The sequence below is a fragment of the Allobosea sp. genome (assembly GCF_030695125.1).
Lineage (GTDB): Bacteria > Pseudomonadota > Alphaproteobacteria > Rhizobiales > Beijerinckiaceae > Allobosea.
This window is the reverse complement of record NZ_JAUYTP010000036.1, coordinates 26,102-38,931: the sequence shown is the minus strand read 5'-3', so window position 1 is coordinate 38,931 and position 12,830 is coordinate 26,102. Positions and strand designations below refer to the sequence as shown.

The following is a 12,830-nucleotide window of genomic DNA, read 5'->3' as shown; positions in this document are numbered from 1 at the left end:
CGCCTAATTCTTGCGTTCCTTATTTGTTCCCGTTCCGCCGCGGGGCGATTCTGACCTATCGAAGGCCATGGCCACAGCAACCGCCCTCGTCACCCGCCTCGAAACCCGCGAGGCCGAATATCGCGTCCAGCCTCACAACATCGAGGCCGAACAGGCGCTGCTGGGCGCGATCCTGGTCAACAACGACGCCTTCTACCGCGTCTCGGACTTTCTGCTGCCGGACCATTTCTTCGAGCCGATCCACCAGCGCGTCTTCGAGCTGAGCTCGAGCCTGATCCGGGCCGGCAAGATCGCGACGCCGATCACGCTGAAGACCTTCGTCGGCGAGATCGATCTCGGCGGCATCACCGCCTCGCAATATCTCGCCCGCCTCGCGGCGGAGGCGACGACGGTCATCAATGCCGGCGATTACGGCCGCACCGTCTATGACCTGGCGATCCGCCGCCAGCTGATCGGCGTCGGCGAGGATCTGGTCAATGTCGCCTATGATTCTCCGGTCGATGCGCCGCCGCGCGAGCAGATCGAGGAGGCAGAGCGCAAGCTCTACGAACTCGCCGAAAAGGGACGCTACGAGGGCGGCTTCCAGAAATTCGATAATGCGCTCTACACCGCCATCGACATGGCGGCGAAAGCCTATCAGCGCGCCGGCGGCCTGTCGGGCATTTCGTCGGGCCTGCGCGACCTCGACCAGCGCATGGGCGGCCTGCAGCCGTCAGACCTGATCGTGCTCGCCGGCCGCCCGGCCATGGGCAAGACCTCGCTGGCCACCAACATCGCCTTCAACATCGCCAAGGCCTGGCGTGGCGAGCGCCAGACCGACGGCACGATCAAGACCGTCGATGGCGGCATCGTCGCCTTCTTCTCGTTGGAAATGTCGGCCGACCAGCTCGCGACGCGTATCGTCGCCGAGCAGTCGGGCATCTCGTCCTACAAGATCCGGCAGGGCCGCATCACCGAGGCCGATTTCGCCCGGTTGACCGACGTCGCGGCACAGATTGAGAAGCTGCCGCTCTATATCGACCAGACCGGCGGCATCTCGATCGCCCAGCTCGTTGCCCGCGCCCGCCGCCTCAAGCGCCAGAAGGGTCTCGACGTCCTGTTCATCGACTATCTGCAGCTGCTCTCCGGCTCGAACAAGAACGGCCAGAACCGCGTGCAGGAGCTGACCGAGATCACGACCAGCCTGAAGGCGCTGGCGAAGGAACTGGTCGTGCCGATCGTCGCGCTCTCGCAGCTCTCGCGCCAGGTCGAGAGCCGCGACGACAAGCGGCCGCAGCTGTCGGACCTGCGTGAATCCGGCTCGATCGAGCAGGACGCGGACGTGGTGATGTTCGTCTATCGCGACGAATACTATCTCAAGGGCAAGGAGCCGCGGCCGGGCACCGAAGAGCACAACAAGTGGCAGATCGAGATGGAGGCCGCCCATGGCGTCGCCGAACTCATCATCGGCAAGCAGCGCCATGGCCCGACCGGCGCGATCGCCCTGCAGTTCGACGCCGAAGTGACGCGCTTCTCCGACCGCGCCGATGAAATGCGACTCCCGGACCGCGAATGAGCGCCTTCGACACGCCCGACGCCGATACCTGCGGCACCATCCTGACGATCGACCTCGGGGCGCTCGTTTCCAACTGGCGCGCGCTCCAGGCCCGCGCGGGAACGGAGGCCGCCGCCGTTGTCAAAGCGAACGCCTACGGACTCGGCATCGAGCCGGCCGTGACCGCGCTCGCCGCCGCCGGCTGCAAGAGCTTCTTCGTCGCGCATCTCTCCGAGGGCATCCGGGCCCGCGCCGTAGCGCCCGACGCCACGATCTACATCCTCAACGGGCTGCTGCCCGGCAGCGGCGAACGCTATGCCGCGCATGATCTGTCGCCGGTGCTCGGTTCGGCCGAGGAGTTGCGGGAATGGGCGGGCTTTCGCGCCAGCGGGGCTTCAGTCAGGCCGGCGGCCCTGCATCTCGACACCGCGATAAACCGCCTCGGTCTCTCGGCGAGCGATGGCCCAGGCGCGATCGCGGCGCTGCGATCCGAAATCGATGCTGCCGGCATCGGGCTGGTGATGAGCCATTTCGCCTCCTCTGAAGACGAGGCGGACCCGGCCAATGCGCGCCAGATGGCCGCCTTCTCCGCCATCGCCGCGTCCTTCCCCGGCATCCCGGCCTCACTGAAGAATTCCTCGGGGCATTTCCTGAGCGACTGCCCGTCCTACCAGCTGACGCGTCCCGGCTATGCGCTCTATGGCGGCAACCCGACCCCTGGCCGGCCCAATCCGATGCGGCCGGTCGTCGGACTGACCTCGCGCGTGCTGCAGCTGCGCGACGTCCGGGCCGGCTCGCAGGTCGGCTATAATGGGCGGTGGACGGCCAGGCGCGACAGCCGGCTCGCCACGATCTGCCTCGGCTATGCCGACGGCTACCCGCGCAATGCGAGCGGCACCGACGCCAGCCCGGGCGGCAGCGCGATCGTCGATGGCGTGGTGTGCCCCTTCGTCGGCACGGTCTCGATGGATCTGGTCATTCTCGACGTCACGGACCTACCCGCGGCGTCGGTGAAGCGGGGCGACCCGGTCACGCTGATCGGCGGCCCGCTCGATCTGGACGTCGTCGGCGCGGGGGCCAAGACCATCGGCTACGAGATCCTGACCAGCCTCGGCCGCCGCCATGCGCGGCGCTATGTCGGGGTTTGAGATGACTGCTCTGGTCACCCGCGCCGTCATCCCGGACGGAGCGAAGCGCAGCTCCGGGATCCATCGTAGAGCTCCGGAGCCCTCCGATGGATCCAGGAGCTGCGCGGCTGCGCCGCTTGTCCGGGATGACGGCGGCAGATGGATGCGCGGGGCCATCGCCTAATGGCCAAGCGCGGCCCCACCTATACCTGCCAAGCATGCGGCGCGGTCTATCATCGCTGGCAGGGCAAGTGCGACGCCTGCGGCACCTGGTCGTCGCTGTCGGAGGAGGCCCAGGCGGCACCGGTGACCGGTGCGCGCGGCGCCGGCGGCAAGGCGCGGGGCCGCGTCTTCGCGCTCGAGAGCCTCAAGGGCGACACGCAGGATTCACCGCGGATCGTGTCGGGCATCGGCGAACTCGACCGCGTCACCGGCGGCGGCTTCGTACCGGGCTCGGTGCTGCTGATCGGCGGCAATCCCGGCATCGGCAAATCGACCCTCCTGATGCAGGCCTGCGCGGCGCTCGCGCTGTCGGGACGGCGCGTCGTCTATGTTTCGGGCGAGGAATCGACCGGGCAGGTCCGCTTACGCGCCGAGCGGATGGGTCTGGCCGAGGCGCCGGTGGAACTCGCGGCCGAAACCAATGTCGAGGACATCATCGCCACGCTCGGCCAGGGCAACCGCCCTGCCCTGGTGGTGATCGATTCGATCCAGACGATGTGGTCGGGCGAGGTCGAGAGCGCGCCCGGAACGGTGACGCAGGTGCGCGGATCGGCGCAGGCGCTGATCCGCTACGCCAAGACCAGCGGCGCCTGCCTGATCCTGGTCGGCCATGTCACCAAGGACGGGCAGATCGCCGGGCCGCGCGTGGTCGAGCACATGGTCGACGCCGTGCTCTCCTTCGAGGGCGAAGGCGCGCATGCCTTCCGCATCTTGCGCGGCCAGAAGAACCGTTTCGGCGCGACCGACGAGATCGGCGTGTTCGAGATGACGGGCATGGGCCTATCGGAGGTCACCAACCCCTCGGCGCTGTTCCTGGCCGGGCGCGACCAGGCCGCGCCGGGCGCCGCCGTCTTTGCAGGCGTCGAGGGCACGCGGCCTGTGCTGGTGGAGATCCAGGCGCTGGTCGCGCCGACCTCACTGGGCACGCCGCGTCGCGCCGTCGTCGGTTGGGACAACAGCCGGCTGGCCATGGTGCTCGCCGTGCTCGAAACGCATGGCGGGCTGCGGCTGGGACAGCACGACGTCTATCTCAACGTTGCCGGCGGCCTGCGGGTGAACGAGCCCGCCGCCGATCTTGCCGTTGCCGCCGCGCTGGTCTCCTCGCTGACCGGCGCCATTCTGCCACCCGAATCGGTCTATTTCGGTGAAATCGCGCTGTCGGGGGCGATCCGTCCGGTTTCCGTGGCGGCGGCACGGCTGCGCGAAGCCTCAAAGCTCGGATTCGAGGCGGCCCTGATGCCCTCGGGCGGCGCCGATGCCGGTGACGGCAGCGGGCTGAACCTCAGGCGTTTTGGCCATGTCACGGAACTCGTTGCCGATATTGCCGCGCGGGCGCCGCGCAAGGGTGAGAATTGAGATCGTCGCAATAGTGACGCAGAGGGCGCGAGCGCGTATAGCAAACGCGACGCGGCCAGCCCATCTGTTGCAGGCCATTCCGAGACCATAACGAAGCGGCTCATCCATGCCTGTGACCATTCTCGATCTCGTCGTCATCGGCGTGGTTCTGATCTCGGCTTTGCTGGCGGCCGTTCGCGGGCTGACCCGCGAGGTGCTCGCCATCGCCTCATGGGCGGCAGCCGCCGCCGTGGCCTGGGTGTTCCACCCGCAACTCCTGCCGGTCCTGAAGCAGTACATCCCCAACGAGACGATCGCGCTGATCGCCTCGATCGCCTCCCTCTTCCTGCTGACGCTGATCGTCGTTTCGCTGCTGACCGCGCGGATTTCCGATTTCGTGCTCGATTCGCGAATCGGCGCGCTGGACCGCACGCTCGGCTTCGTCTTCGGCGCCGGCCGCGGCGTCCTGCTGGCGGTGATCGGCTATCTCTTCTTCGCCGCGCTGATGGGCGACAAGAACATGCCGGCCTGGGCCAAGGACGCCAAGGCAAAGCCGATGCTGGAAGAAACCGGGCGTTCGCTGCTGACGATGCTGCCGCAGGACGTCAACGCCGATTTCATCAAGAACCTGCTGAAGCCCAAGACCGGCGCCGAGCCGACCGAGGCCCCCGCCGAGGAGCCGCGCCAGCCGGCGACGCCGGGCACTGAGCCCCAGCGCCGCACCGAGGTGCCCAACGCCACCGATCGCCAGGCGCTGCAGCGCGCCATCGACGCCACCCGCCCGACGACGCCCGCCCCGACTCGTCCCTAATTGGCGTGTAAGGACCGACCCGTCCGCGACGCATGGAGCCTTACGATGATCTCGAAGACCGAGACTGAGGCCGCTTTCGACCCCTATGCCGATCGGTTGCGGGAGGAATGCGGCGTGTTCGGCATCTTCGGCCATGCCGACGCCGCCGCACTGACAGCGCTCGGCCTGCATGCGCTCCAGCACCGTGGCCAGGAGGCGGCGGGCATCGTCACCTTCGACGGCGCGCGCTTTCACTCGGAGCGCCGCCTCGGGCTCGTCGGCGACGCATTCTCCGAAGCGTCGGTGATCGAGAAGCTCAAGGGCAATCAGGCCGTCGGCCATGTCCGCTATTCGACGACGGGCGAGACCATCCTGCGCAACGTCCAGCCGCTCTTCGCCGAACTCCATGGCGGTGGCTTTGCGGTCGCCCATAACGGCAACCTGACCAATGGCCTGACGCTGCGGCGCAATCTCGTGCGCGACGGCGCGATCTACCAGTCGACCTCCGACACCGAGGTGCTGCTGCATCTCGTCGCGCGCAGCCGCAAGCCGCGCTTCATCGAGCGTTTCGTCGAGGCGATCCGGCAGATCGAGGGCGCCTATGCCTTCGTCGGCATCACCAACAAGAAGCTGATCGGCGCGCGCGATCCGCTCGGCATCCGCCCCCTCGTCCTGGGCGAGCTCGACGGCGCGCCGATCCTGACATCGGAGACCTGCGCGCTCGACATCATCGGCGCCAAGTTCATTCGCGAGGTCGAGAATGGCGAGGTCGTGGTGATTTCGGAGCACGGGATCGAGAGCCACAAGCCGTTCCCGGCGACGCCCGAGCGGCCCTGCATCTTCGAATACATCTATTTCGCCCGCCCCGATTCGATCGTGAAGGGCCGCAGCATCTATGAGCGCCGCAAGGCGATGGGCGCTCAGCTCTCGGCCGAGGCTCCGGCCCATGCCGACGTCATCGTGCCCGTTCCCGATTCCGGCGTGCCCGCCGCGCTCGGCTTCTCGCAGGCGAGCGGCATTCCCTTCGAACTCGGCATCATCCGCAACCACTATGTCGGGCGCACCTTCATCGAGCCGACGCAGAAGGTCCGCGAACTCGGCGTGCGCCTGAAGCACTCCGCCAACCGCTCGGTCGTCGAGGGCAAGAGCATCGTACTGGTCGATGATTCGATCGTGCGCGGCACGACCTCGTTCAAGATCGTGAAGATGATGCGCGAGGCCGGGGCGCGGGAGGTGCATTTCCGCATCTCCTCCCCGCCGATCACCCATCCCGACTATTACGGCATCGATACGCCCGACCGCGAGAAGCTGCTCGCCGCGACCCACTCGCTGGAGGAGATGCGCCAGTTCGTCGGCGCCGATTCGCTCGCCTTCCTGTCGGTCGACGGCCTCTATCGCGCGATGGGGCATGAGCGGCGCGATCCGGTCCGGCCGCAGTTCACCGATCACTGCTTCACCGGCGATTATCCGACCTCGCTGACCGATGTGATCGGCGAGAGCGCCAAGCAGCAGATCTCGCTCCTGGCCGAGGCCGGCTGAACCGATACCCCCTACCCTATGATGCGGGTCATCCCGGGCGACCGAAGGGAGACCCGGGATCCATGCCGGCACGGTTCAGGCATGGATCCCGGATCAGCGCCGCTACGCGGCTTGTCCGGGATGACACGCGGTTGAACCAAGCGAGATCGCAAAGCCGATGACCAAACCTCTCTCCGGGCGCGTCGCGCTCGTCACCGGCGCATCGCGCGGCATCGGGCGGGCGGCTTCGCTCGCCTTCGCACAGGCCGGCGCCCATGTCGTCGCGCTCGCCCGCACCAGCGGCGCACTCGAAGAGCTCGACGACGAGATCCGTTCAGTCGGCGGCACGGCTACGCTGGTTCCGCTCGATCTCGGCGACGCGCCGGCGATCGAGAAGCTCGGCCCCGCTTTGCTGCAGCGCTGGGGCAAGCTCGACATCCTGCTCGCCAATGCCGGCATCCTCGGCCCGCTCTCGCCGCTGACCCATGCCTCGGCCAAGGAATGGGCCAAGGTGTTCGACACCAACGTCACCGCCAACTGGCGCCTGCTGAAATCGGTCGAGCCGGCGCTGCAGGCCTCGGACGCGGCCCGCGTGATCCTGATGACCTCGGGCGCCGCCCATAAATGCCTGGCCTATTGGGGGCCCTATTCGATCTCCAAGGCCGCGGTCGAGGCGATGGGGCGCACCTATGCCGCCGAAACCGCGACGACTCCGCTCAAGGTGATGATGGTGAATCCTGGCGCCTTGCGCACGCGGATGCGGGCCGAGGCGATGCCAGGCGAGGACCCGCTGACGCTGAAGACGCCCGAGGACCTGGCGCCGCATCTGGTCGCGATCGCCTCGCCGGGCTGGAGCGAGAGCGGCAAGATCTTCGATTTCCCGCAGGGCAAGGTGCTCACGCCGCAGATGCCGGGCTGAGGCTCAGGCGTCATGCTCGGGCTTGACCCGAGCATCTCTTGCCGGAGATTCTCGGGTCTGCGTGGAGTTTATCCTTGGGCCGATCGAAGATCGGACCCGAGGGCTCCGCCCAAGAATGACGCGCTGGGTTGTCACCCCGCGCGCTTGTTCTTGTCGTAGGGGTTCTCGCCGCCGCGCGTGTGCAGGCGGACGGGCGTTCCCGGCAGCTCGAAGGCCTCGCGCAGATTGTTGACCAGATAGCGGGTGTAGGACACCGGCAAATGGTCGAGCTGGTTGCCGAACAGCGCGAAGGTCGGCGGACGCGCCTTAGCCTGCGTCATGTAGCGGATCTTGATGCGCCGGCCGGCCACGGCTGGCGGCGGATGGGCCGAGAGCACGCCTTCGAGCCAGCGGTTGATCTTGGCCGTCGAGACGCGGCGATTCCAGACGTCATAGGCCTGGAACACGGCCTGCATCAGCCGGTCGATGCCCTCGCCAGCCAGCCCCGAGAGCGGGATGATCGGCACGCCGCGCACCTGTGCGAGCAGATGCGTCGCCTTCTCCTTCAGCTCGGCGAGCAGGCCGTTCTTGTCGGCGACGAGGTCCCATTTATTCAGGCCGATGACGACGGTGCGGCCCTCGCGCTCGGTGAAATCGACCAGCGTCAGGTCCTGCTTCTCGAAGGGAATGGTGGCGTCGAGCAGCACGACGACGACCTCGGCGAAGCGGATGGCGCGCAGCGCATCCTGCACCGACATCTTCTCGAGCTTCTCCTCGATGCGGGCGCGCTTGCGCATGCCGGCCGTGTCGAACAGCTTCACCGGGCGCCCGCGCCATTCGTAGTCGACCGAGATGGTGTCGCGGGTGATGCCGGCCTCGGGGCCCGTCAGCAGGCGGTCCTCGCCGATCATGCGGTTGACCAGCGTCGACTTGCCCGCATTGGGGCGGCCGATGATGGTGACGCGCAGCGGCTTGTTGGGGTCGTTGTACTCCGCCTCCTCGTCGACGAAGGCGGCAGGCGCCTCGACCCATTTCTTGTCGCCATAGCTCTCGTCGAAGGGCTCCTCTTCCTCCGGCTCGACATCGACATAAGGCGCAAGCGCCTCCAGCAGGTCCGACGTGCCCTCGCCATGCTCGGCCGAGAACGGCACGGGATCGCCCAGACCCAGCGCGTAGGATTCGAAGATGCCGTCGAGCCCCTTCCGTCCCTCGGCCTTGTTGGCGAGCAGGATGACGGGCTTGCCGGATTTTCGCACCAGGTCGGCAAAGGGCTGGTCCATCGGCGTCAGGCCGAGCCTGGCGTCGATCATGAACAGGATGACGTCAGCCTCGTCGATCGCGGTCTGCGTCTGGGCGCGCATGCGGCCGGCGAGCGAGGCCGGATCGGCCTCTTCCAGACCGGCGGTGTCGACGATCTTGAAGCGCAGATGCCCGAGCGAGGCTTCACCCTCGCGCCGGTCGCGCGTCACGCCCGGCAGGTCGTCGACGAGCGCGAGCTTCTTGCCGACGAGCCGGTTGAACAGCGTCGACTTGCCGACATTGGGGCGGCCGATGATGGCGACGGTGGCGGTCATGTCAGTTCAGATAATCCTGTTTCGCCGAGGCGGCCCGACAGGGGTCAAACCACCAAGACGATAAAAACGAACCGTCATTTCGGACAAGCGGCAAAGCCGCGCCGATCCGGATTCAGGCCGGAACGCTGTTCGAAAGAGGCTCAGGCATGGATCCCGGGTCGACCTGTGGTCGCCCAGGATGAGGTTCGTTGTATAAAGCTCAGTTCTTATTCGTCAGTTCTTGGTCTCGACCGGGCCGCCGCGCACCAGCGCCAGGTAGAGTTCGGTCCTCTGGCGCAGCACGGCCGGCGATTGCGGATCGGTAACGATGGCGTCGAACCAGCGGCCGGCATCTTCGAACAGGTTGGCCTTCAGCGCGGCGATGCCGAGGAATTCGCGGGCCGAGTGGCGCCAGGACCCCTGCGGCGTCACCAGCGGCTCCAGAGCAGCCTTCAACTCGGGATAGGGCACGAGGTCGACGCGCAGCATGCCGGCGCGCAGGCGCGCCAGGTCACGATAGAGCGGGGTCAGCGCGCCATCATTGGCGAGGGCGTCGAAGGCGGTCGCGCCCGCGGCGGCGTCGCGCTTGGCGGTCTCGGCCGCCAGGCGGAACCGCGCGATCTGGCGATAGCCAGCCGGGGCGCTCGCGGCGAGTTCGCCCAGGATCGCCTCGGCTTCCGCGCCATTGCCGTCCCGCGAGGATTTGAGCGCGGCTTCCAGACGGGCACCGACCACCTGCGAGGCCTGCTGCTCGCGATGCAGCCAGAACTGCCAGCCAGCGACCGCTGCGACCGCCAGAACGGCGAGGCCGGTGACGAGCCAGCCATATTTCTTCCAGAGCTCCGCCGCCTTGTCGCGGCGGACCTCCTCGTCGATCTCGCGGAAAATATCGGCCATGGTCCGTCAGACTTCCTGTTCGTTCGTGCCGGGTAGCATTTTCGCCGGGCAAAGGCGAGCCGGAACACGCATTGTCGCGCCGCGCAGCGCTCGGCTCATCATCGTTGCGGGCGCAAGCGCCGCAACGATGGCTAGGGCTGCTTCGCCCGATGCAGCAGGCTGCCGTCGCCATAGGAGTAGAAGCGGTAATGGTCGGCGATGGCATGCGCATAGGCGCGTTTCATCACGTCCAGCCCGCAGAAGGCCGAAACGAGCATGAACAGCGTCGATCGCGGCAGATGGAAATTCGTCAAAAGCAGATCGACCGCCCTGAAGCGATAGCCCGGCGTGATGAAGATCGCGGTGTCGCCTGAAAATGGCGCGATGACGCCGTTCGCGTCCGTCGCGCTTTCGAGGAGGCGCAGCGAGGTGGTGCCGACCGCGACGATGCGCCCGCCCCTCGCCCGCACCGCGTTCAGCGCGGCCGCCGTTTCGGGCGAGACCGTGCCCCATTCGGCATGCATGCGGTGATCGTTCGTGTCGTCTGCCTTCATGGGCAGGAAGGTGCCGGCGCCGACATGCAGCGTCACCAGATGGCGCGTCACGCCACGCGCCTCCAGCGCCGCAACGAGTTCCGGCGTGAAATGCAAGCCGGCGGTCGGCGCCGCCACCGCCCCGTCGGCGCGGGCGTGCATGGTCTGGTAGTCGGTCGCATCGGCTGCATCGGTGGCGCGCTTGCCGGCGATATAGGGCGGCAGCGGCAATTCGCCGAGGCGGGCGATGGCTGCGTCGAGATGGGGCCCCGACAGCGCAAATCGCAATTCGACCTCGCCGCCCTCGGCCTTGGCGACGATCTCCGCCTGCAGGCGGCCGAGTTCGCAGGCGGCGCCTTCCGACGCATCGCCGAAGGTCACGCTGTCGCCGAGCGCGAGCTTCTTGGCCGGCCTGGCAAAGGCGCGCCAGCAATCGGGCGCCTCGCGCTTGTGCAGCATGATCTCGATGCGGGCCGATGCCTCGCCGCGGGAGCGGCGGCCATAGAGCCGCGACGGGATCACACGGGTATCGTTGAGGACGAGCGCGTCGCCAGGCTGCAGCAGGCTCGCGAGGTCGCGGATGCCGCGATCCTCGAAGGGCTGTGCCGCGTCCGGCCTGACGACGAGCAGACGCGCCGCATCGCGCGGGCTGGCTGGCCTCAGCGCGATGCGGTCTTCAGGGAGGTCGAAATCGAAGAGCCCGACATCCACGATCGGGTTCAGGCCAGGTCGGCCATGACCTTCATCGAGACGATCGAATCGGGATCGCGCACAGGTTCGCCGCGCTTGATCGTGTCGACGATCTCCATGCCTTCGACGACCTGGCCCCAGGCGGTGTACTGCTTGTCGAGGAAGCGGGCGTCCTCGAAGACGATGAAGAACTGGCTGTTGGCCGAATTCGGGTTCTGCGAGCGGGCCATCGAGCAGACGCCGCGGACATGCGGCTCGGCGTTGAACTCCTGCGCCAGGTCGGGATGCTTCGAGCCGCCGGTGCCGGTGCCGTGCGGGCAGCCGACCTGGGCCATGAAGCCGTCGATGACGCGATGGAAGACGATGCCGTCATAAAAGCCCTCGCGCGCGAGCAGCTTGAGGCGTTCGCAATGGTTGGGCGCGAGATCGGGACGCAGCTTGATCACCACCTTGCCCTTGGTGGTTTCCATGACGAGGGTGTTCTCGGGATCGAGGGACATCAGATCGGCCTTTCGTTTGACGGCGCGCGGCCGTGGAAGCGGATGGACAAGGGTCGCCCCGCGATAGCGGCTCCCAGCTTCGGCGACAACCTCATTGGCGTACAGGCGTGAACGGCCGCAACGACGGAGTCGGTGAAGCGCTGCCTCAGGTCGGCCTCGGTTCGCCGGGTTTCCCAGGTCACGCGCGGCTGGCCAAACAGCGAGCCGTCGCGACGCAGGCTGAACCGCACCGTCGCCATCACGCCCGTATCGGGCCCCGTGATCGCGGGCGGCGCCCAGCACCGGCGCAGCGCCGGTGCGATGTCACTGAGCCGGTCGAGCGCCTCGGCATCGGGCGTGGTCATGGTCGGATCGACCGTACCGACCACGCCGATTTCACCGCTCCCCGCCCGCGGCGCAGGCGGGGTCGGCCGGATGCTGCCTCCCGGCACATCGGTCTCGCCGCCAAAGCGGCCGCCGACGCCAGGCACGTAACGCTGGCCTGACGGAGGGGGCAGAACCGGGTTCTGCGAACCGGAAGGCGGCGGCAGGACGGGGTTCTGCGAGCCCGATGCAGGGGGCAGGCCGAAATCGGTCGTGCCCTGGGCCATGGCTCCCGCCGTGGCTGCAACGACCACGACGAGTACGAGCCCCGTCCGCTCAGGGCGCATCGCCCTGCCCTTGCCGGCTGCGGGCCTTACTTCGCGTCGGCCTGCAGGCGCATGCGGACGATCTTGTCGGGGCTCGAAACCTGGCCGCTGCCGGGTGCGCCCTTCTTGATCTTGCGCACCGCGTCCATGCCGGAGACGACCTCGCCGAACAGCGTGTATTGGCCGGTCAGCGAGCCGCAGCCCTCATAGCAGATGAAGAACTGCGAATTCGCCGAATCGGGCGACTGCGAACGCGCCATGCCGACGGACCCGACCTTGTAGGGGGTCGGCGTGAATTCCGCCTTGATATTGGGCAGGTCGGAGCTGCCGGTACCGGTGCCGGTCGGATCGCCGGTCTGCGCCATGAAGCCGTCGATGACGCGATGGAAGACGATGCCGTCATAGAAGCCGCGCTTGGTCAGCGTCTTGATCTGCTCGACATGCTTGGGCGCGAGATCGGGCCGCAGCCGGATCGTCACCGGGCCGTCCTTGGTGTCCAGGATCAGCGTGTTGTTGGGGTCCGGCGCCTGGGCCTGGGCGGGCATCGCGGCGAGGCCAAGCGACGCCATGACAGCGAAGGTAGCGAGGAAATTGCGCAGCATTGTCATCTCCATGGCCGCCGGTG

12 protein-coding genes are annotated in these 12,830 nt (G+C 67.5%); 6 read left to right on the top strand and 6 right to left on the bottom strand.

Going from position 1 to position 12,830, the window contains the following annotated elements:
• The first annotated feature begins 67 nt into the window (after positions 1–67).
• The 6 genes from Q8S38_RS14780 (at position 68) to Q8S38_RS14755 (ending at position 7,445) form a co-directional block, all read left to right on the top strand.
• A complete protein-coding gene (locus tag Q8S38_RS14780; protein WP_305681192.1) occupies positions 68–1,555 on the top strand; it encodes a replicative DNA helicase in 1,488 nt (495 codons plus the stop codon).
• Positions 1,552–2,682, top strand: a complete 1,131-nt coding sequence (alr, locus tag Q8S38_RS14775; protein WP_305681191.1) for an alanine racemase — start codon at positions 1,552–1,554, stop codon at positions 2,680–2,682. Before Q8S38_RS14780 ends, alr begins: the two co-directional genes overlap by 4 nt.
• Positions 2,683–2,844: 162 nt before the next feature.
• On the top strand, positions 2,845–4,239 hold the full coding sequence (gene radA / locus Q8S38_RS14770) for a DNA repair protein RadA (RefSeq protein WP_305681190.1): 1,395 nt from the start codon (positions 2,845–2,847) through the stop codon (positions 4,237–4,239).
• Positions 4,240–4,345: 106 nt separating this feature from the next.
• Entirely contained in the window at positions 4,346–5,029 is a 684-nt protein-coding gene (locus Q8S38_RS14765) for a CvpA family protein (protein ID WP_305681189.1), read from the top strand.
• 45 nt (positions 5,030–5,074) lie between these two features.
• A complete protein-coding gene (purF, locus tag Q8S38_RS14760; protein ID WP_305681188.1) occupies positions 5,075–6,547 on the top strand; it encodes an amidophosphoribosyltransferase in 1,473 nt (490 codons plus the stop codon).
• Between the two features lie 157 nt (positions 6,548–6,704).
• A complete protein-coding gene (locus Q8S38_RS14755) occupies positions 6,705–7,445 on the top strand; it encodes an SDR family NAD(P)-dependent oxidoreductase (protein WP_305681187.1) in 741 nt (246 codons plus the stop codon).
• A gap of 131 nt (positions 7,446–7,576) precedes the next feature.
• On the opposite strand, the gene der is transcribed toward Q8S38_RS14755, so the two are convergent.
• The 6 genes from der to Q8S38_RS14725 form a co-directional block, all read right to left on the bottom strand.
• Positions 7,577–8,998, bottom strand: a complete 1,422-nt coding sequence (der, locus tag Q8S38_RS14750; protein ID WP_305681186.1) for a ribosome biogenesis GTPase Der — start codon at positions 8,996–8,998, stop codon at positions 7,577–7,579.
• 213 nt (positions 8,999–9,211) lie between these two features.
• Positions 9,212–9,874 (bottom strand): tetratricopeptide repeat protein, encoded by a 663-nt coding sequence (locus Q8S38_RS14745; protein WP_305681185.1) that lies wholly within the window; start codon positions 9,872–9,874, stop codon positions 9,212–9,214.
• A gap of 131 nt (positions 9,875–10,005) precedes the next feature.
• On the bottom strand, positions 10,006–11,097 hold the full coding sequence (queA, locus tag Q8S38_RS14740; protein WP_305681184.1) for a tRNA preQ1(34) S-adenosylmethionine ribosyltransferase-isomerase QueA: 1,092 nt from the start codon (positions 11,095–11,097) through the stop codon (positions 10,006–10,008).
• 8 nt (positions 11,098–11,105) lie between these two features.
• Entirely contained in the window at positions 11,106–11,576 is a 471-nt protein-coding gene (locus Q8S38_RS14735) for a peptidylprolyl isomerase (RefSeq protein ID WP_305681183.1), read from the bottom strand.
• Complete coding sequence (locus Q8S38_RS14730; RefSeq protein WP_305681182.1) at positions 11,576–12,166, bottom strand: hypothetical protein; 591 nt, start codon at positions 12,164–12,166, stop codon at positions 11,576–11,578. Before Q8S38_RS14730 ends, Q8S38_RS14735 begins: the two co-directional genes overlap by 1 nt.
• 86 nt (positions 12,167–12,252) lie before the next feature.
• A complete protein-coding gene (locus Q8S38_RS14725) occupies positions 12,253–12,807 on the bottom strand; it encodes a peptidylprolyl isomerase (RefSeq protein ID WP_305681181.1) in 555 nt (184 codons plus the stop codon).
• Positions 12,808–12,830 lie beyond the last annotated feature (23 nt).